General features: G+C 49.5%; 18 protein-coding genes and 1 pseudogene. 14 read left to right on the top strand and 5 right to left on the bottom strand.

The window, feature by feature from the left end; all coding sequences use genetic code 11:
• The first annotated feature begins 257 nt into the window (after positions 1-257).
• On the top strand, positions 258-1,214 hold the full coding sequence (locus HMPREF1246_RS04575) for a cation diffusion facilitator family transporter (protein WP_231368229.1): 957 nt from the start codon (positions 258-260) through the stop codon (positions 1,212-1,214).
• On the opposite strand, the gene HMPREF1246_RS04570 is transcribed toward HMPREF1246_RS04575, so the two are convergent.
• Together HMPREF1246_RS04570 and HMPREF1246_RS04565 are read right to left on the bottom strand one after the other, a co-directional pair.
• Positions 1,211-2,485, bottom strand: a complete 1,275-nt coding sequence (locus HMPREF1246_RS04570; RefSeq protein WP_009015627.1) for a type II secretion system protein GspD — start codon at positions 2,483-2,485, stop codon at positions 1,211-1,213. The two genes, HMPREF1246_RS04575 and HMPREF1246_RS04570, sit on opposite strands and share 4 nt — an antisense overlap.
• Complete coding sequence (locus tag HMPREF1246_RS04565) at positions 2,482-2,982, bottom strand: hypothetical protein (RefSeq protein ID WP_021736840.1); 501 nt, start codon at positions 2,980-2,982, stop codon at positions 2,482-2,484. The genes HMPREF1246_RS04570 and HMPREF1246_RS04565 overlap by 4 nt, the downstream gene beginning before the upstream one ends.
• 216 nt (positions 2,983-3,198) lie before the next feature.
• Between HMPREF1246_RS04565 and HMPREF1246_RS04560 the strand changes: the two genes are divergently transcribed.
• Complete coding sequence (locus tag HMPREF1246_RS04560; protein ID WP_226828494.1) at positions 3,199-4,440, top strand: GspE/PulE family protein; 1,242 nt, start codon at positions 3,199-3,201, stop codon at positions 4,438-4,440.
• 113 nt (positions 4,441-4,553) lie between these two features.
• Positions 4,554-5,186, top strand: a complete 633-nt coding sequence (locus tag HMPREF1246_RS04555) for a trimeric intracellular cation channel family protein (protein WP_021736834.1) — start codon at positions 4,554-4,556, stop codon at positions 5,184-5,186.
• 558 nt (positions 5,187-5,744) lie between these two features.
• Here HMPREF1246_RS04555 and HMPREF1246_RS04550 read toward each other — a convergent pair.
• The 3 genes and pseudogenes from HMPREF1246_RS04550 to HMPREF1246_RS04540 form a co-directional block, all read right to left on the bottom strand.
• Complete coding sequence (locus HMPREF1246_RS04550; RefSeq protein ID WP_021736862.1) at positions 5,745-6,158, bottom strand: hypothetical protein; 414 nt, start codon at positions 6,156-6,158, stop codon at positions 5,745-5,747.
• Positions 6,159-6,393: 235 nt separating this feature from the next.
• Positions 6,394-6,886 (bottom strand): annotated as a pseudogene (locus HMPREF1246_RS11090) (YajQ family cyclic di-GMP-binding protein).
• A gap of 32 nt (positions 6,887-6,918) precedes the next feature.
• The gene (locus HMPREF1246_RS04540) at positions 6,919-8,472 is read right to left on the bottom strand and encodes a DUF4127 family protein (protein ID WP_009015621.1); all 1,554 of its coding nucleotides are present in this window, start codon (positions 8,470-8,472) and stop codon (positions 6,919-6,921) included.
• A gap of 334 nt (positions 8,473-8,806) precedes the next feature.
• Between HMPREF1246_RS04540 and uvrB the strand changes: the two genes are divergently transcribed.
• The 11 genes from uvrB (at position 8,807) to scfB (ending at position 22,472) form a co-directional block, all read left to right on the top strand.
• Positions 8,807-10,807 (top strand): excinuclease ABC subunit UvrB, encoded by a 2,001-nt coding sequence (gene uvrB, locus HMPREF1246_RS04535; RefSeq protein WP_021736847.1) that lies wholly within the window; start codon positions 8,807-8,809, stop codon positions 10,805-10,807.
• On the top strand, positions 10,794-13,613 hold the full coding sequence (gene uvrA, locus HMPREF1246_RS04530) for an excinuclease ABC subunit UvrA (RefSeq protein WP_021736844.1): 2,820 nt from the start codon (positions 10,794-10,796) through the stop codon (positions 13,611-13,613). The genes uvrB and uvrA overlap by 14 nt, the downstream gene beginning before the upstream one ends.
• The gene (gene uvrC, locus HMPREF1246_RS04525) at positions 13,610-15,436 is read left to right on the top strand and encodes an excinuclease ABC subunit UvrC (protein WP_021736833.1); all 1,827 of its coding nucleotides are present in this window, start codon (positions 13,610-13,612) and stop codon (positions 15,434-15,436) included. The genes uvrA and uvrC overlap by 4 nt, the downstream gene beginning before the upstream one ends.
• A 97-nt stretch (positions 15,437-15,533) precedes the next feature.
• Positions 15,534-15,692 (top strand): rubredoxin, encoded by a 159-nt coding sequence (gene rd / locus HMPREF1246_RS04520; RefSeq protein ID WP_009015617.1) that lies wholly within the window; start codon positions 15,534-15,536, stop codon positions 15,690-15,692.
• A 70-nt stretch (positions 15,693-15,762) separates the two neighbouring features.
• Positions 15,763-16,578 (top strand): Cof-type HAD-IIB family hydrolase, encoded by an 816-nt coding sequence (locus HMPREF1246_RS04515; RefSeq protein WP_009015616.1) that lies wholly within the window; start codon positions 15,763-15,765, stop codon positions 16,576-16,578.
• Positions 16,579-16,666: 88 nt separating this feature from the next.
• A complete protein-coding gene (gene rapZ / locus HMPREF1246_RS04510) occupies positions 16,667-17,527 on the top strand; it encodes an RNase adapter RapZ (RefSeq protein ID WP_016459751.1) in 861 nt (286 codons plus the stop codon).
• A gap of 20 nt (positions 17,528-17,547) precedes the next feature.
• Positions 17,548-18,939, top strand: a complete 1,392-nt coding sequence (gene yvcK, locus HMPREF1246_RS04505) for a YvcK family protein (RefSeq protein ID WP_021736857.1) — start codon at positions 17,548-17,550, stop codon at positions 18,937-18,939.
• A gap of 3 nt (positions 18,940-18,942) precedes the next feature.
• Positions 18,943-19,875: a DNA-binding protein WhiA gene (whiA, locus tag HMPREF1246_RS04500; RefSeq protein WP_009015613.1), complete on the top strand. Its 933-nt coding sequence runs from the start codon at positions 18,943-18,945 to the stop codon at positions 19,873-19,875.
• Between the two features lies 1 nt (position 19,876).
• Positions 19,877-20,701 carry a polysaccharide deacetylase family protein gene (locus tag HMPREF1246_RS04495; protein WP_226828496.1) on the top strand — a complete coding sequence of 275 codons (825 nt, stop codon included), beginning with the start codon at positions 19,877-19,879 and terminating at the stop codon, positions 20,699-20,701.
• A 99-nt stretch (positions 20,702-20,800) separates the two neighbouring features.
• Positions 20,801-20,944, top strand: coding sequence for a six-cysteine ranthipeptide SCIFF (gene scfA / locus HMPREF1246_RS10260; protein ID WP_009015611.1), 144 nt, complete (start codon positions 20,801-20,803; stop codon positions 20,942-20,944).
• Between the two features lie 103 nt (positions 20,945-21,047).
• Positions 21,048-22,472 (top strand): thioether cross-link-forming SCIFF peptide maturase, encoded by a 1,425-nt coding sequence (gene scfB / locus HMPREF1246_RS04490; protein WP_014128023.1) that lies wholly within the window; start codon positions 21,048-21,050, stop codon positions 22,470-22,472.
• Positions 22,473-22,747 lie beyond the last annotated feature (275 nt).

Genomic DNA, 22,747 nt, shown 5'->3' with positions numbered 1-22,747 from the left:
ATCCTTTCGTTAGGGTTTCCTATAGTGTAACTGATTTTCCCTTTTCGGTAAAGAGACGAAAAAACTTGACAAGGACCTTTCCATGATTTATTATACAGGGAAACATAAAGCACAAGTCGGGTTACCGACCGGGCCGAATAGGCAGCAGGTAGATAAGGCATCTGCGGGACACAGCAGCGTTCCGCAGGTGTTATTTTTATCCCGTGTTTTTTCTTACATTTTCTGAGAATAGAAAGGTGATCAGCGTGAGACGGTCCTTGAAACAACAGTCCTCCAGCGATATTGCGATGCACGTTTCCTACGTAAGTATCCTTGTCAATCTAGTCCTTAGTGTGGGTAAATTTGTAGCCGGCATCATGGGCCATTCATCGGCCATGATTTCTGATGCCATTCATTCCGCTTCCGATGTTTTCAGTACCATCATCGTAATCTTTGGTGTCCTTTTGGCTAGCCGTTCCTCAGATGCAGACCATCCTTATGGACATGAAAAGCAGGAATATGTTGCGACCCTCTTTCTGGCCTTTGTCCTTATGTTCACAGGCCTTGGCATAGGCTATGAAGGGCTTCAGTCCATCCTCCATAAGACGTATCTAGACCGTGAATCGCCGGCCCTGATTGCCATGGCAGCTGCCATTGTTTCTATTGTTACCAAGGAAGCTATGTTTTGGTATACCATCAGGGCTGCAAGAAAAATCAACTCCGGTGCCCTATCGGCAGATGCTTGGCATCATCGCAGTGATGCTCTTTCTTCGATTGGGTCCTTCATCGGAATTTTGGGGGCGCGTATGGGTTATGGCATCATGGATCCCTTGGCTTCTGTTGTCATCTGTTTGATGATTATCCATGCCTCGATTGGTATTTTTCGGGATGCTTCCGATAAGCTCGTCGACCATGCGGCCAATGGCCGTACCATCGAGGAAATGAAAAGTTTCGTTATGAAGCAGTGTGGCGTAACCGGGATCGATTCGCTCCGTACCCGTATGTTTGGTGCTAAGATGTATGTCGATATCGACATTGTTGCCGACGGGAACCTGACCCTTTTTCAAGCGCACCGCATTGCTGATGAAGTCCATGATACAATTGAGCGGCATTTCCCGGAAGTCAAGCACTGCATGGTCCATGTTTCGCCGGATCCGGAAATTGCTGCAAAAGATGATACGAAAACAAATATTTTTTGCCCCATCGGATCCAATCGGATTACAGGGGAAAGCTAACCTGAAATTTGAAATGAGGGAGGGCGATGAGAATATGAGAGGCTTATATTCTCATCGCCCTCCTTTTTTTGGGAAAAAGGCAGTGGCGGAAGAAAATGAGGATCTTCTTTATAGGGGATGAAGGCGGGACTTCTACCTGGTTCAGTCAGATAAGGCGTAAGGAGCATAACTACTTCAGTGCGCGTTTTTTTGCGAGACCGAAAGGTAAAGAGATTCCCTAACAGGGGCAGTTTTGATAGGAGCGGGATGGTTTCCAGACGTTTTTGTTCCTCATCACTGATCAGGCCGCCGATGACGAGGGTTTCGCCTTCCAGAAGACGAACATTCGTATCCGCCGTTCGGCTTGTAATCCGGTAATTGTGGAGCTCTGAAATTAGGGTTGGTGTGCTGACTTCCGTATGGACCGAAGCCGTGATAACGCCATCAGGACCGACAATGGGGGTGTAAGAAAGGCGGATACCCGCATCTACATATTCTGTCGAGGTTGTCGTGGTGCCGTTGGAAACTTTTTCCGTAACGACAGGGATATGGTCACCAATGAAGATTTTTCCTTCTTTTCCTGGCACGGTGACAATGCGGGGCGTGGCAAGGACCTTTGCCTTTCCTTTTTGACAGAGAGCAGAAAGGATGCCTTGAAAGGAGCCCGTATAGCCATGCCCAAGATGGAAGGTACCGCCATCTGTTTCTTCGCTATTTTGCTGCGGCAGTCCGCTCCATTTCCACTGGAGGCCCAATTCGCGGGAGGCGTCTTCCTGCAGGGAGAGAATTCGGGCTTCCAAGGTTACCTGTTTTTGCAGCCGGTCCATGCGGGCAAGGACCTTTTGGGCCCGCGCTTGATCTCCAGGACTTCCCAGCACAAAAAGAGTATTGCTTGTCTGATCAAAGGATAGGGGCGCCTTGATGAGGGGCTTCAAGGTTTCAGCCGCTTCCTTTGCTGGAACGTAGGAAAGAGGGTAGGCTGTGAGTGCACCGAACCCTCTTTCCATGGTCCCTGCCGGAGCTACGATGGTGACGTCCCCGACTGTTTCAAGGAAAAGCCCTTGGGAAGCGGCAGCAAGACGGAGGGCTTCTTCGTAAGGCACGTCATGAAGGGTGAGGGAAAGTTCCCCCGTAAGGGCTTCAGGAAAGACAATGTTTTTTCCACTCATGGAAGCCAGGGAACGAAAGACTTCTTCGGTCGGCGCTTTTTTTACGGATAGACTGACCAAGGGGCCGGCAAAGGCTCTGCCGCATACAAAAAGTAAAAGGCACAGGAAGAAAAAACGTTTCATGGAATCACCTCACCAACGGGGATGACCATATTGTTCCAGATGATCGAATCGGAATGGATGGCGCGCACTTGCCCTCTTTGTGGAATCTTATCCATGGTTTCCAGCAGATAGGTCTTTTCTGGGCCTATGAAGAGTGCTTTGCGGCATCCGTCGACCGTGAGGATTCCGCTAAGGCGCAGCATTAGGCTTTCAGTCTTTTCCCTTTTCCCAAAAGGGAAAGGGGAATCATCTTTAGCCGTAGGAAAGGGATGCGGCACAGGGGAATGGGAATGAAACAACCCTTCAAAAGGATCCCTACGGGGCGGCACAAGACCTGCTTTTTCTTTTTTCTGGGGGAGTACGGGTATAATGGCAGGCGGTGGGGAAAGGGGCTCATTGGGCAAGGAATCTTTTGGACGGAAGATGAGAACGCCAATAAGAAGCGGAAAGGGAAAAAGGAAGAGAATTCTTTTTTTTCTTTCTTTCAAGGCTTTTTTCAGGGCTGATGGATGAATCATTATTCCTCCTTTGAAAGATATGACAGAAATATTCAGCTTTTTTTAGAAAAATATGATACTCTATTAAAAGAACGCTTAATAACGTCTTTTATTATACTGATTCCTGTTCTTTTTTCCTACCCCGATTGATTAAAAGGGGGGCGCTTCATGGTAAAAGGCTGTTTTCTCGTGACGAACGTCCCTTTTTTCGCATTATCTGCTTTATTATATGGAGGAATGATGATGAGCCAATCCCAGACACAGCAAGCCCCTTTTTTTCAAGAGGCGCTTTTTTCCAATGCCGGCAGAGATGATGGAAATATCATTGCCGCTTCCAAGAAAATCCTTGAAGTCTGTCTGGATCTGTCTGTCAGCGATGTCCATTTGGAACCGCAAAAAAATGGACTTCGCATCCGCGGACGCATGGATGGTGTCCTGCAGGACCTTATGCGGATTCCACCGGTCATGCAGGATGCTTTGATTTCCCGCTATAAAATTATGGCCCGCATGGATATTGGAGAAAAACGCCTGCCCCAGGATGGCCGTATCCAAATGACTTACCAGGACCGTTCCATTGATATCCGTGTTTCTTCCCTTCCTACGCTTTACGGAGAAACGCTTGTCATGCGCCTTTTAGACAGTGGAAAAGGTCTTTACTCCCTGGACCATCTGGGGTTTTCAAAAGAAAACCTGGAACGGCTTTATCAGCTTCTGCATGAACCTTATGGACTGATTCTGGTAACCGGACCGACGGGATCGGGGAAATCTTCAACGCTTTATGCCATTTTGCAGGCCCTCAATGAATCCGGTCGGAGCCTTGTTACCGTGGAAGATCCCATCGAATATCAGATTGACGGCATCAGCCAGGTTGCCGTGCACCCCAAGATTGGCCTCACTTTTGCCAGATGCTTGAGAAGCATCCTCCGACAAGACCCGGACCTGATTGTCGTAGGTGAGATCCGTGATCGGGAAACGGCAGAAATGAGTGTCCATGCCGCGCTCACCGGTCATCTTGTCTTCAGTACGCTTCATACCAACACCGCGGTTGGTGCTGTAAGCCGTCTTCTTGACCTAGGGGTTGATTCCTATCTTGTGGCTTCGGCCCTGAAGGGAATTGTGGCCCAGCGTCTTTTGCGACGGCTCTGCCTCCAGTGCAGGACGGCCTATGCCGTTGGGGAAAATAGTTGGGAAAGGACGTATTTTTCTCTCAAGGGGCCGCTTCATCTTTTCCATGCGTCCAGCTGTGCCCATTGCCGAGGAACGGGATACAGCGGGCGTCTTGCGGTTCAGGAAGTTTTTCCTTTTGACGAGGCGTGCCGTCAGGCTGCTGCCCGAGGACTGGGTGAGAAGGCCTTGCTTGAGCTTGGTCGTCAGCAGCAGGTTGCTTCCCTTTTCGAAGATGGCCGCGCAAAAGTTCTTGCTGGAGAGACCTCGCCGGAAGAAATGCTTCGCGTCTTAGGCCCCTTAGAGAAGAAATAACCACTGCCTCTGTTGTTTTTTGGACGCTTTTTGGATAAGATAGGTGCGGAGAGCCCTTATTTTTCTTCCAACCAGTTCGTTTCACTCGATTTTATTCAAAAAGGAGATTTCTTATGTGGCTTTTATGGAATTTGTTTGACCTTGCCGGAACCCTATCTTTTGCTGTTTCCGGTGCCATTGTGGGTGCTGTCAAACGGATGGACATTTTTGGCATTTCCGTTCTTGCCATCCTGACGGCAGTAGGCGGCGGTATGATTCGCGATGTCTTGTCCGGTCATATTCCTCCGGCAGCACTGCGCAATCCTGTTCCCATAGGACTGGCCCTATTGGCTGCTATTGTAACCAGTTACTGTATCTCTTCGTACCGTTTGGAGGGCCGGAGAAAAAAGTTCCTCAATCTTCTTTATATTGCTGCTGATACCATTGGCCTTGCTTCCTTTACGGTTACAGGAACCATGGTAGGCCTTTCGGATGGAGAACCAGAATCCTATATTTTTCCTGTTGTCCTAGGACTTTTAACGGCAGTGGGCGGTGGTGTCCTGCGGGATCTCATGGCGCAAAAGATTCCTGTCGTCCTTGTAATGGATGTTTATGCCACGGCTTCTATTGCGGGAAGTATCATGATCTGTCTCTGTTGGCGTTTTGGGGCCATGGATCTTGCCCCTATCATTGGGGCCCTTGTGGTAATCATTCTCCGCGTGCTTGCCGTGCACTTTAAATGGCAGCTCTACCGACCGGTAAAGTAAAATAGAGGTAGGGAAGAAGGACATTCATCCTTTCTTCCTTGCCTCTTTTTTATGTATGTTCTTGTCCTCTCAGCTAGATATGACGAGGCCAAGATGGCCATTGCCGACAGTGGTCGATTCTCCCTCAAGCTGCTTTGAAACGGGATTTTTATTGCGGTTGTCTTGATAAGAAATGTGAACTTGCTATGGCATGCAAGGCTGTTGGTTCACTTGAATGTCTGTGTCTTACGTTTTTTCTGGCTTTTTGCAGCTTAGGTTTTGATGGGGACAGATACGAAGATCCATCGGCCTCGGTGACGAAGCAAACGTGCTGCTTGTCACAGTGATCCAACCATCGTGTTTTTTTCAGTTATCTAATTTGGAGGGGAACAGATTATCCAGATGCCAGCAAAGAAGCTGCCGACTGACAATGCGGATGGGCCGATATGCGGATATGCGGCGTAAGCCTGTGCTCTTTCCGCTAACAAACGTAAAAATTCCTGAAAGTGGATCGAACGGCGACGGTATTTGGAGGATGATTTTGGAATGAGAGTGTGGTACGAGGCTTTTTGCGAAACATCATGCCCCCATTATTTTCAGAAGTATCTTTTTTAAGCAATGGGGCAAGTAACCCCATCCAATCGGAACGATTTTGGCACTGCCCAACAATGAATCGCAAAATTTCACCGCATCCGCAAAAGCTTTGCGCAGTCGGTTAAGGGGGGCTTCCGCGGCATATCCCAGGGCAAGGGCACAGATTGGTTCGCAGCGGCTTTTTAGTGTGTGGCATAATTCAGGGCAGGCAAAATAAGTATTGCAGATCCAGAGACTGCCAAGCTCCAGACTGTCAGCCGTAAGACACCCATTTTCGACGGCAGCGTCAATGGACGGGGCGTAGCAAATTCCCGATACCCGTTCGTCCCAGCTGAGGGTGTGATCCAGACGGCAGCCTAGATCATTCATGACAAAGATCAGGACGGGGGCCTCTTTCATGATTCCTATTGTAACGATGAAATGCTGGGCTGACGATTCTTGGAAGCCGGGGCCAGCAGACCGGTTTAGAGGATTTGTTCCACAAAGTCCTGGGGAACGGGGCTATGCTTATAGTTTCGGATGCTGCGCCGCAGAGCGATAGAAGCAATCATGCTGAAAATCCTTTCCTCGTTGATTGAAAAAAGGGCTGTGAAGAAACGAGATGATCATTTCCTCACAGCCTCATTGAATTGTATTACCGCATATTGATGAACTGGACGTCGATGCCGAAATCATCACTGCGGATGAGTTGGATGACGGCCTGCAGATCATCTTTTTTGGGCCCGGAGACCCGGATTTGATTATCCATTTGCTGGGTCGTGACTTTGATCTTCGATGCCTTGATGGCAGCAATGATCTTTTTAGCGGTTTCCTTATCAATGCCCTGCTTTAAGGTGACTGTTTGGCGGACCGTTCCTTTCGCAGCCGGTTCAACCTTACCGGGTTCCAAGGCACACAGGGCTGAGCCCCCGCTTAGCCATGCGCTGGCGCAGGATGTCAAGGATGGCGCCTAGCTTGTATTCGTCTTCTGCGGTCATCTTGAGGCTTTCATCAACAAGTTCAATGGCAGCGGCTGATCCCCTGAAATCGTAGCGTTGGGAAATTTCTTTTCTCGTTTGGTTCAGGGCATTGTCAAGTTCCTGCATATCCAATTGGGAGACGATGTCGAAAGAGCTGTTTTTTGCCATGTATAAGTTCCTCCTTTGGCATTTTCCTGTAGTTATGGATTGACGCGGACGGAAACTTCAAACATGCGGTTCCAAGGAAACTCGATGGTATAATCGGTTCCTTTTACGTCCGGTTCATCACTGATGTAGGTCTTGAAGAGCCGATTTGTCCGGCTAAGGATCTTGTTATAATATTTTCCAAGATCATACTTGAGTTTTACATTGTGACGGTCCATTTCAAGGGATACACGGTAACGCACATTGGCTTGATAGATCCAGTCATCAAGGAGCCGGATCTTGAGCAGGCGGAGCCGGTCTGGTTCAGACATTCGTTTGGCCAAGATTCCTTGGGAAAGGGCAAAGCCGATGCTGTTGTCCGATGTATTCCATCCAGAATAGGCCGTAAGGTCAAGCAGGGCTTTTTTATGGGAGAGCGCTTCCATAAATCCGTTATCGGCGCCATTGGCATAGGCAATGTCGGCCAAGGCAATGGGCTTCATGCGTTCAAGGTCCGCAATCTGGGCAGCAAATTCCTTGTTGGCGCGGTTGCTGTAGGGGGCATTCTCATTGGCTGTGGAATCGCGGCAAATACCATCATCCGGTGTGTTGACTGCAAGGATGAGGTCTGCTTTTTTAGTGCTTGAAGCAATCTTGCCGCCAATGGCGATAATCTGGTTATGTACCGAATTTTCGGCACTTTCATCTGTATACAAGGGAACGGTGCTGCCTCCTGTCCCAGGAGCAAAAAGTGGATAGACTGCGGGCTTATCGCCGCGGATTTCGTTGATGGCCCGCGTGACCAAGGTGAGTCCCAGCTGGTCGACTCCAGGGACAATTTGGAACTGTTTCTTATTCATGCCGTTTCCCAAATTTTCCAGGATGCGTGCTTCCATGTGGGTCTGGGAAAGGGGGGCGTCATCATCCTTGCCGATGGCAAGAAAATGAAAGCCATCCCGCTGGGCCATGCGGATAAGGCGTTTATTGGTCTGGAGATTCACCAGACGCCTCGTACGCCAATCCTTTAGATCATTTGCCGGAATGGAAAGGGTCAGCTGGTTTTTTTCCCGCTCTTCTGTTTCCGTAAGGCCTTCCATGTCCTCCTTGTCCGCCAGTTGGGAAAGACGGAAGATCTTGGGCCCATATGTCTCATAATAGGCGGGTTCAACAGAGGCCACACTTTGACGGGGCGTCCGCATGATTGTACTGAACGCGTAGATCTTAAGGCCAGGATTATTTTTGTGGAGCGTGTCGAGGCGCACAATTTTTCCCCGGAGGTATTTTTCCAGGTGATGATGCTTCCTTGAGGCGACAAGGCCCCCGTAGTTGAGACTGTCCGTTGCAATGACAGCGGCCTCGGCGTGAGGGGCTTCGGTTTCCAACCATTCCCAAAGGCCCTCGTTGTCGCCGACGCTCTTATGGTTGGAAAGATATTTCTCCGGCGGGACAGTCAGGGGATAACCGGCTGCTTTGGCCGTATCGACCGTATATTCAAGGTTTACAGGACGGTTGTCCAAGGGAATGTAGATGATCTTGGGAGAGGCAGCCGCAAGGCCTGAAAATAGTAAGAGCGCTGCCGCGCTTCCTAAGAGATATTTCTTGATCTGCAAGAGCTTCCATCATCCTTTCTGGGAATGGAACCGGCTATGTTCCATCATCGTAATGAAACTATTATATCGTATTTGTCTCATTTTTTCACACCTTTTGTGATTTTAGCCGGCCTACGCTTTCATCACTGTGGAAAGCCGCCGCAGTCAGGGGAAAAAGAGGAAGAACCGTATCCCCTAGTACTCTGATGTGGTATAATGAGCAAAAGGACATTGCCTAAGAAGGGAGATGCCCTTGGTTTTGTATGCCTTCTTTAACGTGAATCAATCTTCTAAGAATATAAGGAAGTTGGGGGACAGTACCTCTTGCTTCATTTTTATGGAAAGGAGCCCTTTCATGGACTTTCAATTGGAAGCCCCCTTTGCACCGTCCGGTGATCAGCCTGAGGCCATTGAGGCCCTCGCCAAAGGGGTGAAAGAAGGAATGGATACGCAGGTCCTTTTGGGGGCAACGGGTACTGGCAAGACTTTTACCATTGCCCAGATGATCCAAAAGGTACAGCGGCCTACCTTGGTCATTGCTCACAATAAGACCTTGGCAGCCCAGCTTGCTAGCGAATTCAAGGCCTTTTTCCCACATAACGCAGTGGAATACTTTGTATCCTACTACGATTACTACCAACCCGAAGCCTATATTCCGGCAACAGATACCTATATTGAGAAAGATTCATCCATCAACGATGAAATCGATAAGCTGCGCCATTCTGCAACAAGTGCGCTGTTTGAGCGGCGTGATGTCATTGTTGTCTCTTCTGTTTCCTGCATCTATGGCCTAGGTGCACCAAAGGATTACTATGACAGCGTCCTTTCCCTCCGTGTTGGGCAAGAGGTCGATCGCGATGCCATCTTGGAAAAACTTGTCAAGATTCGTTATGAACGAAATGACCTGGTCCTGCAGCGCGGTTCTTTTCGGGCCCGCGGTGATGTCATTGAAGTCATTCCTTCCAGCTACAACGAAAAGGGCATCCGTATTGAGCTTTTTGGTGATGAAGTGGACAGCATCATGGAAATCGATGTCCTTACAGGAGACGTAATCGATAAAAGGACCCATGTGGCCATCTTCCCAGCGAGTCATTATGTGACCAGTGATGAGAATTTGGAACGGGCCCGCGGAGATATCCGGAAAGAACTGAAGGCGCGGCTTACCGTCCTGCATGAAGAAGGAAAACTCCTTGAGGCCGAACGCCTCGAACAGCGGACCAATTATGACCTTGAAATGATGGAAGAAATGGGCTATTGCAGCGGTATTGAAAACTATTCCCGGCATTTGACAGGACGCAAGGCTGGGGAGCCGCCTTTTACGCTGGTCAATTATTTCCCAGATGATTTTCTTACTGTCATTGATGAAAGTCATGTGACCCTGCCTCAGCTGCGGGCCATGTACGCAGGCGACCGTTCCCGTAAGGAACAGCTTGTAAACTATGGATTCCGCCTGCCGTCAGCCCTTGATAACCGGCCCTTGACCTTTGATGAATTCCAAAAGGAACGGGGACAGATTATCTATGTGTCTGCAACCCCGGCAGCCTATGAACTGGATCATGCCGAGCAGGTTGTAGAACAAATTATCCGTCCGACAGGCCTTCTTGATCCGAAAATCGAGGTTCGTCCCATCAAGGGTCAAATTGATGACCTTCTGGGAGAAATCCATAAAGTGGCGGAGGCCGGGGAACGCATCCTTGTCACGACCCTCACAAAGAAAATGGCTGAAGACTTGACAGAGTACCTTGCCGCGTCAGGAATCCGTGTCCGTTATCTCCATAGTGATATTGCAACCATTGACCGCGCCGAGATCATCCGTGATCTTCGGGCAGGGGAATTTGATGTCCTAGTCGGCATCAACCTCTTGCGCGAAGGGCTTGATATGCCGGAAGTTTCCCTTGTGGCTATCTTGGATGCTGATAAGGAAGGGTTCCTGCGCAGCGATACTGCAATGATCCAGACCATTGGCCGAGCCGCCCGCAATGCCCACGGCCGGGTCATCATGTATGCCGATGTCATGACTGGATCCATGCAGCGTGCCATTGAAGAGACGGAACGGCGGCGGGCCAAGCAGGAAGCCTATAACAAAGCTCACGGGATCGTGCCGAAGACCATTGAAAAGAAGGTCGTGGAGCTCATCAAGCTCACCAAAGTGGAAGAAGACGGCGGCACTGTGAAAGCAGGCGGCGTGGATTCCCTGAAGAAGCTTTCTGAAAAGGCCTTGCAGAAACAAGTGAAACTTATCGAAAAGAATATGAAAGCAGCCGCCAAGCAGCTTGATTTTGAACTGGCGGCTGAATATCGTGACCAAATGATTTTGATCAAAGGAGAAATCAGTAAACGCCATGAGCGAAAATGAAATTGTCATCCAGGGGGCGCGTCAGCACAACCTAAAGAATATATCCCTGACGATTCCCCGCAATAAACTCGTTGTCATTACAGGACTGTCGGGCAGCGGCAAATCGTCCCTTGCTTTTGATACCATCTATGCCGAAGGCCAGCGGCGCTATGTTGAGTCCTTGTCAGCCTATGCCCGCCAGTTTTTGGGACAGATGGATAAGCCTGATGTAGATTATATTGGCGGCCTCAGCCCCGCAATTTCCATTGACCAGAAGACTACAAGCCGCAATCCGCGGTCTACGGTGGGAACGGTAACGGAAATCTATGATTATTTGCGTCTTTTGTTTGCACGCATTGGCGTGCCCCATTGTCCGCATTGCGGAAAGGTCATTCAGCGCCAAAGTCCCCAACAGATTGCCGATAAAGTCCTGGAACTGCCGGAAGGTACGAAATTTATGGTCCTGGCACCCCTTGTATGGGGCCGTAAGGGAGAGCATAAGCAGGTTTTCAATGAAGTCCGCCGTGACGGTTATGTACGGGTCAAGGTGGATGGGAAAATCCGTACCCTTGATGAGGACATCACGCTTGATAAGAAAAAGAAACATTATATTTCTGTCGTTGTCGACCGTCTCATCAGTCGGCCAACCCTTGCCGGGCGCCTGTCCGAATCCTTGGAAACGGCTCTGAAACTTGGCGAAGGAACAGTGGAAATCGAAATAATTGGCGGCAAGACTGAAGTCTACAGCGAAAAGTTTGCCTGTCCGGACTGCAACATTTCCCTTCCGGAGATCGAGCCCCGTCTTTTTTCCTTTAATGCTCCGTATGGGGCCTGTCCGGACTGTATGGGGCTTGGCATGCATATGGAATTTGACGTGGATCTTGTGATCCCGAACAAGGACGTGCCCTTTGAAGACGGAGCCATTGCCGCCATGAGCAGCAACCCGAAGTCCTATTTTCTTTGCCAGTTTGCCGAAGTCTTGAAATCGCGGGGGTTTTCCCTTAAAAATACGTGGAACGACCTTCCTAAAAAGGTGCAGAAAGAGCTGCTGGAAGGAATCCCTGATGAGCACTTTACCTTTCTTTATGAAAACCTTATGGGAGAGGTCCATCCCCATACGACCGCTTTTGAGGGAATCATTCCTATTTTGAAGCATCGGCTCAAGGATGCCATGAGCGAAAGTCAGCGTCTTGATTATGAATCCTTTATGACGGCCATTGAATGCCACACCTGCCACGGGGCCCGACTGCGTCCGGAAGTCCTCGGAATTACGGTGGGTGGACACAATATCAATGAAGTGTGCCAAATGCCCGTCAGGGAATGCCTGAAGTTTTTTGAAGAGCTTTCCCTCAGCGACCGTGACGCTTTCATTGCAAAGGAAATCCTTAAGGAAATTCGGGCCCGCCTTTCTTTCCTTAACAATGTCGGTCTCGATTACCTCACCCTTAGCCGGGCAGCGGCTACTCTTTCCGGCGGCGAGGCCCAGCGGATCCGCCTTGCAACACAGATTGGTTCCGGGCTTGTCGGTGTACTCTACATCCTTGATGAACCGAGTATCGGCCTTCACCAACGGGATAATGACAAACTTCTTTCCACCCTCAAGCATCTTCGTGATTTGGGAAACACCCTCCTTGTTGTCGAACATGATGAAGATACGATGCTTGCAGCTGACCAGATCATCGATATTGGACCTGGCGCCGGCGAAAACGGGGGACAGGTTGTTGCTCAGGGAACAGCAAAGGAAATCATGAAGGTCAAAGGGTCTGTCACAGGCGATTATCTCAGCGGTCGGAAAAAGATTCCTGTTCCCAAGGTCCGCCGTAAAGGAAATGGCAAGAAAATAATAGTCAAAGGGGCACGGGCCAACAACCTTAAAGACATCGATGTCTCCATTCCTTTGGGGACCCTGACCGTTGTGACCGGTGTCAGCGGCAGCGGCAAGAGTACCCTTGTGAATGACATCCTTTACCGCGGCCTTGCCCAAAAACTCATGGGGGCTCGGCAGCGCCCCCTTGCCCATGATAGGATCATGGGGGTCCAGTATATCGATAAGATCATTAATATCGATCAGAGTCCTATTGGACGGACGCCTCGTTCCAATCCGGCGACCTATACGGGAACCTTTGATCTCATCCGAGCCCTTTTTGCAACGACGAATGAAGCCAAGGTTCGGGGCTATAAACCAGGCCGCTTCAGCTTTAATGTAAAGGGCGGCCGCTGCGAGGCCTGCCATGGTGACGGCATGCTGAAAATTGAAATGAATTTCCTTCCCGATGTCTATGTCCCCTGTGAAGTCTGTCGGGGCACGCGATATAATCGGGATACGCTTCAAGTCCATTATAAGGGTAAGAATATTTCTGATGTCCTTAACATGACCGTTACGGAAGCCTGTGATTATTTCAGCAACCATCAGCGAATCTTGAAGAAACTCCAAGTCCTTGAAGATGTGGGCCTGGGCTATATCCGCCTGGGACAGTCGGCGACGACCCTGTCCGGCGGGGAGGCGCAGCGCATCAAACTTGCGGCGGAACTCTCCAAGACCAATACGGGACGGACGCTCTATATCTTGGATGAGCCAACGACGGGACTTCATATGGCTGATGTCCATAAGCTGCTCCAGGTCTTGGAACGCCTGGTTGATTCGGGCAGTACGGTTGTCGTTATCGAGCATAATCTCGATGTCATCAAATCGGCCGATTATCTCATCGACCTGGGTCCGGAAGGCGGGGACAGGGGCGGCAGCATCGTTGCTGTGGGAACCCCCGAAGAGCTTGCTGCGGTACCGGAATCCTACACAGGACAGTATATAAAGAGGATCCTTAAATGAATGAACGCATTGCTGAGACCTTGAAGGTCCTTCCCGATGCGCCCGGCGTTTATATCATGCATGATGCAGCGGGCCGGGTTATCTATGTCGGCAAGGCTGTCATCCTAAAGAATCGAGTGCGGAGTTATTTTCGCAAGGCAAGTCAGGTTTCCCCGAAAGTGCGGGCCATCAATGCCCATGTTGATTCCATTGAGACCATTGTCTGCGCCAGCGAAATGGAAGCCCTTATCTTGGAATGCAACCTCATCAAGAAGTACCGGCCCCGTTATAATATCGAGCTCAAGGACGACAAGACCTACCCCTATCTCAAGATTACGGTCGATGAAGCTTATCCCCGTATGTACATTACGCGCCGCGTTCAAAAAGATGGAGCCAAGTACTACGGCCCCTATGCCGATGTAGGGGCCTTAAGGGAAACCATGCGTCTCATCCGTTCCATGTTTCCCCTGCGTCACTGCCGCAGCATGAATGTCAAACGGCCCTGCCTCCAGTACCATCTTCATCGCTGTCTGGCTCCTTGTACGGGAAAGGTCCCCCTTAGTGAGTATAGGAAGCTCGTTGATGAGGTGCTTCTTCTTATGGATGGGAAGGTCACGGAACTGCGGCGCCAGCTGACGAAAAAAATGCAGGACGCGTCGGACAAGATGGAATATGAAAAGGCAGCCCAATACAGGGACTCCCTTCTTAGCCTCAATAAGCTGGAAGAATCCCAGAAAGCAACGACAGAAAGCGGGGACCGTGATGTCATAGGTCTTGCGGTGGATGACACAGGAGTCTGCCTGGAAGTCTTCTTTGTGCGAAATGGTAAGATATTGGGCCGGGACAGTTTCTTTCTTGATGATGAAAAAGGGGAACCCGCAGCAGAAATCCTCTCTGCTTTCATTAGGGAATATTATCAGGAAGAGCATCGGCCCCCCAAGGAAATCATTACGTCAAGCGGCCTTTTTGATAAGGACCGGGCCCTGCTTTCCCAGTGGCTTACGGAGAAAAATGAGAAAAATGTCACCATCCTTGTCCCTCAGCGGGGCATTAAGCATGATCTCATCCTCATGGCGGAGGAAAATGCCAAGAAAAACCTTGATGAACGTCTCCGGAAGGGACGACTTGCTCTAAAGCCGGCAGAAGAGGCTGCTGAGGACTTGGCTCACGCCATCGGCATGACAGGCCCCTTGGAACGGATGGATTGCTTTGATATATCCCATAATCAAGGGGCGGAAACTGTGGCATCCATGGTGGTCTTTCGCAATGGCAGCCCTTCGAAAAAGGATTATCGGCGGTATAAACTGCGTTCTACAGAAGGCAAGCCGGACGATTTCAAATCCATGCAGGAAGTCGTCTATCGCCGGTATAAGGACGCGGAGGATATTCCCAGTCTCATCATCATAGATGGAGGCAAAGGACAGTTAAGCTCGGCTCTTGAAGTCATCCGCGGTGTGGGGCTTGGAGATGTACGCGTTATCGGTCTTGCCAAAAGGGAAGAGGAAATTTTTACGGAAGGGGCCCATGAAAGCATCCTTCTTGATAAATCCTCAGCGGCTCTGCATCTCATCCAGCATATCCGTGATGAGGCCCATCGCTTTGCCATTACCTATCATCGGAAAAGGCTTGCTAAGCGCAATCTTGTTTCTGTCCTTGATCATATCGAGGGGATTGGCCCTAAACGGCGGGCTGCTCTCTGGCAGCGGTTTGCTTCTTTGGAAAAGATGCGGGAAGCAAGTGTTGAGGATCTTGAAGCAGTTCCTACCATGACTCGGACAGCTGCGGAAAAACTCTTTGCTTTCCTGCATGCATCTGCTTCTGATAAAAGAACATTTATTAAATAAAAATTACTTTAAAAAATTTTACGAAAAGGCTTGAAACAGGGGAAAGCCTTTGGTATAATTCGATTGTCAACAAATACAGAAAAGGGGTAAATCCGATATGAAAAAATATGTTTGCCAAGTTTGTGGTTATGTCTACGATGAAGCTGCTGGTGATCCCGATCGCGGAATTGCACCGGGCACCAAATTTGAAGATCTGCCCGATGATTGGACCTGCCCTCTTTGCGGCGTAGGCAAAGATCAGTTTGAAGAAGGCTAACCGATTGACACAAGGCTGTTCTGCTCCTGAGGCAGGACAGCTTTTCTTTTTTCAGAAAGGAGAAGCGCTGATGTCTAATATCCTCAAGATGATTGCCATGGACCTCGACGGGACCTTGCTTGATGAAGAAAAAAATATTTCTCAGAAAGATCGGGAGGCTGTCAGGGAAGCGATTGACCGAGGCTATCTCGTCACACTGGCAACAGGCCGGATGTATCGATCGGCTTTAAGTTATGCTCAGGAACTGGGAATCAAACTGCCTCTTGTGACTTATAACGGGGCCCTCGTGAAAGACCCTTCCACGGGAAAGACACTGGCCCATTGGCCCCTTGCCCTTGAAACGGCAAAATGCATTGTCGGGGAACTGCTTGATCAGGATATCTATGTTCAGGCTTATGTCAATGATACCCTTTTGGTTCCTGCTGACTGTGCCAAGGCACAGTACTATGCCAAGTTTTCCCGTGTTCCCTTTGAAGTTGCTGGTGCGGGCCTGCGCCAGTTGGCCGAGGCGCCCCATAAATTGCTTGTCATTGATGATGACCCGGAACCGATTCGGCGGCACCTTGTGACCGTCTACGGCAATGCCATCAAAATCGTTTCTTCCTCAAAAGGCTTCCTTGAAATTACGGATCCTGAAACCAATAAATGGCGGGCCCTTCAGTTTTTAATGAAGCGCTTTGAAGTTACCCGAGAAGAGATTCTTACTGTGGGGGACTCGGATAATGACTATGAAATGGTGGCCCATGCCGGCGTAGGTGTTGCCATGGGAAATGCCAAGGAAACAATTCAAAAAGCGGCCCGCATCATTACGGCTTCCAACACCCAGTCCGGGGTCAGCCTTATTCTTCGCAGCGTCATGACCAATCAGGTCGATGTTCCGGAATAAGGGGCGCGCACGCACCGCATTTGTTGCGGCATATAAGTGAAAAAGTTATAATAAGAGAAATGTACTTTTGATTGGGGGCGAATCCATCATGGCAAGAAATTTGATCATTACGGGGATGAGTGGGGCAGGGAAAACCCAGGTCATGCGGACCTTGGAAGACTTAGGATACTTTTGCGTCGATAACCTGCCACCGACCTTTATCCCAAAATTCATCGAACTGTGCATGAAACGCAGTGATGAATCCGATCAGCTTGCCTTGGCAGCTGATATCAGGGGCGGTAAGTTCTTTGATGAACTGACGGAAGTCCTCGACCAGCTGAGCCGGGAGAAGATCCCCTTTGAACTGGTTTTCCTTGACGCTGATGACCAGACTTTGGTGCGCCGTTACAAGGAAACGCGCCGTCGTCATCCTCTTGCTGGAAAGGGCGGCCTAAGTGCTGATATTGCGCGTGAACGACAGATTCTTTCCCATGTCCGTCGGCGGGCCACGACAATCATTGATACGACCCATACGACGACCAAGGAGCTGCGGGCTAAGATCATTTCCCTTTACGGACGGGACGGGAGCCTGCCCGCCATGAGTATTGCAGTCCAATCCTTTGGCTTTAAGCACGGGACGCCCCTTGACTGCGACATGATGTTTGATGTCCGTTTCCTTCCAAATCCTTTTTATGTACCGGAACTGAAGGAAAAAAATGGTAACGATGCCGATGTCGTGGCCTATATTGAACAGTCGCCCGTGACCCAGACTTTTCTGCGGAAACTCTATGATCTCATTGAGTTCCTGCTTCCTGAATATACGAAGGAAGGCAAGAGCCAGCTCATGATCGGCGTGGGCTGCACGGGCGGTCACCATCGTTCGGTCTTTGTTGCCAACGCCTTGGGGCGATTCATTGAATCCTGCGGGTACCAGGCCCAAGTGATTCATCGAGATCTCTTGAAGAAATAATTCCCGTGAGGAGTGTGCCTATGAAATGGATAAAGTGGCTATACCCAGGCCTTAACCTCAAACGGTGGCTCTTTCTTTTCGGTCTGGGGACAGTCCTTTCTTGTGTTGGTGTAACCCTGATCTTCAATTACCAGTTTGTCGGGCTGATTGAAGCGCTTGTCTTTAATTTCATTTCTTATGTAGGCGGTGAATTCTATCAGTCGACCATTACGGCCTTAGGCCTATTTAACGTCGTTGTGGGCATTTTCTTTATGTGTTATGGCGGTGCCCGTGTCGTCAAGACGGTCATCCGTTCCGTCATGCCCGGAGAAAAGGAATCCTTGCGGGAACTGATCTTTACGCAGCAGAAACTGGACAAAGGGCCATCTGTTGTTGTCATCGGCGGAGGTACCGGTCTGTCAGTGCTCCTGCGCGGAATCAAGCTCATTACCAATAACTGTACGGCGGTTGTGACTACGGCCGATGACGGCGGTTCATCTGGACGGCTGCGCAAGGAAATGGGCATCATTCCCCCTGGGGATATGCGCAATTGTCTGGTGGCCCTTGCTGACACGGAGCCTGTCATGGAACGGGCCATGCAGTATCGTTTTCATGACAGTGAATTTCTTTCCGGTCACAGCCTGGGCAACCTTTTTATTGCCGCCATGAGTGATCTTGAAGGCAATATGGAAGACGGTCTTGCTGCCATCAGTGAAATCCTCAAGGTCCATGGACGGGTTTGGCCCAGTACATCGGAAAACATCCAACTCAAGGCCCAAATGGATGACGGCAGCGTTGTCATTGGGGAATCGGCCATTACCGCATCCCCTCATAAAATCGTTTGGCTTATGACAGAACCGGAAAATCCGAAGGCTTCCCAGCGGGCCGTTGATGCCATCCTGCATGCTGATGCCATTATTCTGGGGCCGGGATCCCTTTATACAAGCGTCCTCGCAAGCCTGATTGTACCGGGCATCCGGGATGCGGTCGTAAAGAGCAAGGCCGTCAAGATCTATGTCTGCAATGTCATGACCCAGCCCGGTGAGACCGATGGCTACGGGGCCTATGAACATGTGGAGACCTTGGTGAACCATATGGGAGCCCAGGCCCTGGATTATGTGGTTGTCAATGTTCAAAAAGCCAAACCGGAACAGATTGCCAAGTATAAGGAAGAAGGGGCTGAACCGGTTTCCCCTGATATCGACAAAATTGAAAAACTAGGGATTGAGGCGGTGCCGGCAAAACTCCTGAATGATAGCGATCTGGTTCGCCATAACCCGCAGAAGCTGGCAAAATGCATCATTGCCCTCATCTATCGGCTGCGTTTATTTGGACGCGGCGTACGTTTCTTTGATTATTTCTTTGCTCGCCAGACTATGCAGGAACTGCGCAGTCATGGGAAGGCGGCAAAGAACACGGAAAAGGAGTCATGATCCATGTCCTTTGCCAGTGATGTGAAAAATGAAGTTGCACGGCTCGATTCTGAAGCAAAAGAAGGAGAACGCGCTGAATTGTTCGGACTTTTGCGGATCAGTGGATCCGTTTCCCTATCAGGGCAAAAAGTGGGCATTCATTTTACGACGGAAAATGCGGCTTTGGCACGCCGCGTCCTTCGTCTGCTCAAAAATAACTTTGCTGTTCAGACCGAAGTCATTGTGACGCGGTCCACGAGACTTAAGAAAAACAATCGCTATCAAGTCCACGTCGTACCCAGCAGTGAGGCACGGATAGCCTTGGGAGAACTTCACCTGCTTTCTCCCCTTGACCTTGCGGGAGCCGCGCTTCTTAAAAAGAATGCGTGCAAGAAATCCTTTCTTCGAGGTGTATTCCTTGCGGGTGGTTCTGTAAGCCGCCCGCTCAGTGATTATCATCTGGAACTAATCACGGACCGCCTTGACATGGGGGAGTATATCTGTAAAATAATGAAGGGGTTTGATTTGCCAGCCCGTGTGATTGACCGAAAAAATACCTATGTTGTCTACTTGAAGGAAGGCAATGCCATCGCTTCTTTCCTTTCCCTTATCGGCGCACATCATTCCTATCTGGAATTTGAGAACGTTCGGGTTTTAAAGGATATGAGGAATCAGGTCAATCGGGTCGTCAATTGCGAAACGGCAAACCTCAACAAGGTCGTCAAGGCTGCTGTACGCCAATTGGCTGCCATTCGGACCATTGACCGTACCGTAGGATTGGATCAGCTTCCAGAGAACTTGCAGGAGGCGGCGCGTCTGCGTTTAAAACACCAAGACTTAGCTGTGGGGGAACTTGCAGCGCTGACGGAAGGCCATATTGGAAAATCGGGTCTGAATCATCGGCTGAAGAAATTGGAACAGATTGCGGAAAAAATAGGGAAGGAAGCGCGTGAGTAAGATGAATCGAAAAACGGGGATTCTGTTGGGCCTTATTGCTGTCGCGGCAGGCTGCGCATGGGCGGTCCATGATTTCTTGGATTTTAGGGATCGGTCCGTGCCCATATTCGCCTATCACCGAGTGGAAGATAAGTCAGATCTTTATTCCATGCCAACCGATGAATTTCGGACCCAAATGGAATATCTCAAGGAAAATGGGTATAAGACCATCAAGTTAGGGGACTATGCAAGCAGAAGAAAGGCGGGCGATTCCTTTCATAAGGAATGTGTCCTTATCTTCGATGACGGCTACCTTGACAACCTGACCAATGCGGCCCCCATCATGAAGGAATATGGCTATATTGGGAATATGTTCATGGCGGGAATGTATGAAGGGTGGCCGGGCTATCTAACCTGGGACGAGGAAGTAAAGCTTGCCCAATATGGGTGGGAACTTGGTTCTCATACTTATATCCACAAGCCTCTGCCACTGCTCTCCCGCCAGGAACGGAAAGCAGATCTCAAGAAGAGCCATGACCACATGCTGGGGCTATATTATTCGCCGAATGGTGTAACCTTGAGCTACCCCAATGGCGCCTATAATAAAGAGGTTGTCGAAGATGTGAAGGAAGCCGGCTATGCGGCAGGCGTAACAGGGCTCATTGGGACCAATACGGAACAGGATGGACTGCTTACCCTGCGCCGGGTCAATGTCTTTCATCACAAGGCGAAAAATCTGGAGCATTTCAAAAGGGCCCTTTATAAGGCCCAACTGATCAGTTGGGTGAACGAAAAGACGGGATATGACCTCAATCGTTTCCTCTTGTGGTATTATCATAAAAAGTAAATCAAAAGCAGCGTTCCTGGGGAGTTTTGTAAAGACCCTTGCATAATGCCTTAAAAACAGATAAAATAAAGTTCAGTTTAAAGTCAGGAGGGATGTACGATGGCAAAGAGAATCAAAACTGTCAATAAAGAAATGCTGAAAAAGACCCTGCGCAGCGGCGGCTGTGGCGAATGCCCAGCTTCTTGTCAGTCTGCTTGCAAAACGTCCTGCACGGTAGGCAACCAGGTCTGCGAAAAGGCTTAAGGTATTGTAGAACAGCTCCCTGCCTAAGCGGGGAGCCTTTTTCTTTCTACATTTCATATCCTCTTTTTTATGAAAAGGGGAGTACGTTTACTGTTAAGACATCATGAAAGGCGGAAACAGTTTGCTGATCCATAGAATGCATTTAGATGACCACTATGTGGTCCTTGACGTCAATAGCGGCGCCGTCCATATCATCGATAAGATGATTTATGATATCCTGGGGTTCTATGATGGGAACAACCCGGAAGAGACAAAGGCCCATTTCAAGGGAAAGTACGCGGACAGCGATGTGGAAGAAGTCCTGGCGGAACTAAAGGAACTGCAGGAGGCAGGCCTCCTTTTTTCTCCAGACTTTTCCGTACCCGATACATTTGCCGAAGAACCTATCCTCAAATCTCTCTGTCTCCATGTTGCCCATGACTGCAACCTGCGCTGCGGATATTGCTTTGCCGATACGGGGGACTTTGGCGGCCATCGTGCCCTCATGAGCAAGGAAGTAGCCCAAAAGGCCATCGAATTTGCCATCAAGGGAAGCAAAAAGCGCCATAATCTGGAACTTGACCTTTTTGGTGGGGAACCGCTTATGAATATGCCCGTCGTAAAATTCATTGTGGACTATGTCCGCAAACGTGAAAAAGAAACGGGAAAGAATATCAAGCTGACGCTGACCACCAACGGAACGCTTCTTACTGATGAAATCGTAACCTATCTCAATGACAACAGGGTCATGTTGGTCCTTAGTCTAGACGGGAGCAAAAAGACACACGATCATATGAGACCTTATCCGGGGCATCTGGGTTCTTTTGATAAGGCCGTTGAAGGGTTCAAGAAAGTCATTGAAAGCCGGCGGGGACGCAACTATTATCTCCGGGGAACCTATACCCATTACAACCCGCATTTTGCCGATGATGTTCTCGCTATGCTCGAGGTGGGGTCCGAAATTTCCATGGAACCGGTTGTCGGGACAAATGAACCTTATGTCCTTACGGAAGACGATTGGCAAATCCTTGATAAAGAATATGAAAAACTCGCCCGAATCTACCTTGATAAGAGACGCAAGGGAATTCCCTTTGATTTTTTCCACTTCAATGTTGCCCTCGATAATGGGCCCTGTGTTGCCAAGCGTCTTGCAGGTTGCGGAGCTGGTCACGAGTATTATGCCATTACGCCAGAAGGGGATATCTATCCTTGCCATCAGTTCGTTGGACGGGAACAATATAAGATGGGCACCTTAGATATGGGTATTGTGAAAAAAGATATGGTTCAGTACTTCCGCCATATGCACGTTATGAAGAAAGAGGAGTGCCGGACCTGCTGGGCCCGCTTCTTCTGTAGCGGCGGCTGTCACGCAAACGCCGACTTGGTGAATGGCACCATTGAAAAGCCCTATGAATATGGCTGCAAGATTCAGCGCAAGCGCCTGGAAATGGCGATTATCGTCCAGGCCCTCCTTACCGAAGATGTGCGGGAAGGCAAAAAGGACGAACGTCCGGTCATTGATAACTTTAAGTATCAGGTAGATGAATAAGATCAGTACTGGCTGCCGTTTTGCGGCAGCCAGTTTTCTTAGTAGAAGTAAGTGAAAATAGAGAAAATAAAAAAAGAGAAAAAGTGCTTGCAAAAGATTTTTTAATCTGGTATAGTATGTACCTGTCAACACGGCAAGTTCTGATTGGGAAGCAGTCTTGAGCCGAAGCTCCCAAAAGAAATTAAAAAAAGTTGTTGACAGCGCTTTCGAAAAGTGCTATTCTATGAAAGTCGCCGATAGCCAAGAACGAAAGCGACGGTAGAACCTTGAAAACT

This window comes from Acidaminococcus sp. BV3L6 (assembly GCF_000468835.1).
In the GTDB taxonomy this organism is placed as follows: domain Bacteria; phylum Bacillota; class Negativicutes; order Acidaminococcales; family Acidaminococcaceae; genus Acidaminococcus; species Acidaminococcus intestini.
Note: the sequence above shows the minus strand (reverse complement) of the source record. Positions and strands in the feature narration are given on the sequence as shown.

What these genes read in the sequence shown, in the direction of transcription:
- HMPREF1246_RS04570 (WP_009015627.1), bottom strand. Translation starts at nt 2,485, where the DNA reads ATGAAACGTTTTTTCTTCCTGTGCCTTTTACTTTTTGTATGCGGCAGA.
- uvrB (WP_021736847.1), top strand. Translation starts at nt 8,807, where the DNA reads ATGGACTTTCAATTGGAAGCCCCCTTTGCACCGTCCGGTGATCAGCCT.
- HMPREF1246_RS04555 (WP_021736834.1), top strand. Translation starts at nt 4,554, where the DNA reads ATGTGGCTTTTATGGAATTTGTTTGACCTTGCCGGAACCCTATCTTTT.
- HMPREF1246_RS04565 (WP_021736840.1), bottom strand. Translation starts at nt 2,982, where the DNA reads ATGATTCATCCATCAGCCCTGAAAAAAGCCTTGAAAGAAAGAAAAAAA.
- uvrC (WP_021736833.1), top strand. Translation starts at nt 13,610, where the DNA reads ATGAATGAACGCATTGCTGAGACCTTGAAGGTCCTTCCCGATGCGCCC.
- HMPREF1246_RS04550 (WP_021736862.1), bottom strand. Translation starts at nt 6,158, where the DNA reads ATGAAAGAGGCCCCCGTCCTGATCTTTGTCATGAATGATCTAGGCTGC.
- rapZ (WP_016459751.1), top strand. Translation starts at nt 16,667, where the DNA reads ATGGCAAGAAATTTGATCATTACGGGGATGAGTGGGGCAGGGAAAACC.
- HMPREF1246_RS04515 (WP_009015616.1), top strand. Translation starts at nt 15,763, where the DNA reads ATGTCTAATATCCTCAAGATGATTGCCATGGACCTCGACGGGACCTTG.
- yvcK (WP_021736857.1), top strand. Translation starts at nt 17,548, where the DNA reads ATGAAATGGATAAAGTGGCTATACCCAGGCCTTAACCTCAAACGGTGG.
- HMPREF1246_RS04495 (WP_226828496.1), top strand. Translation starts at nt 19,877, where the DNA reads ATGAATCGAAAAACGGGGATTCTGTTGGGCCTTATTGCTGTCGCGGCA.
- whiA (WP_009015613.1), top strand. Translation starts at nt 18,943, where the DNA reads ATGTCCTTTGCCAGTGATGTGAAAAATGAAGTTGCACGGCTCGATTCT.
- scfB (WP_014128023.1), top strand. Translation starts at nt 21,048, where the DNA reads ATGAAAGGCGGAAACAGTTTGCTGATCCATAGAATGCATTTAGATGAC.
- rd (WP_009015617.1), top strand. Translation starts at nt 15,534, where the DNA reads ATGAAAAAATATGTTTGCCAAGTTTGTGGTTATGTCTACGATGAAGCT.
- scfA (WP_009015611.1), top strand. Translation starts at nt 20,801, where the DNA reads ATGGCAAAGAGAATCAAAACTGTCAATAAAGAAATGCTGAAAAAGACC.
- HMPREF1246_RS04560 (WP_226828494.1), top strand. Translation starts at nt 3,199, where the DNA reads ATGATGATGAGCCAATCCCAGACACAGCAAGCCCCTTTTTTTCAAGAG.
- uvrA (WP_021736844.1), top strand. Translation starts at nt 10,794, where the DNA reads ATGAGCGAAAATGAAATTGTCATCCAGGGGGCGCGTCAGCACAACCTA.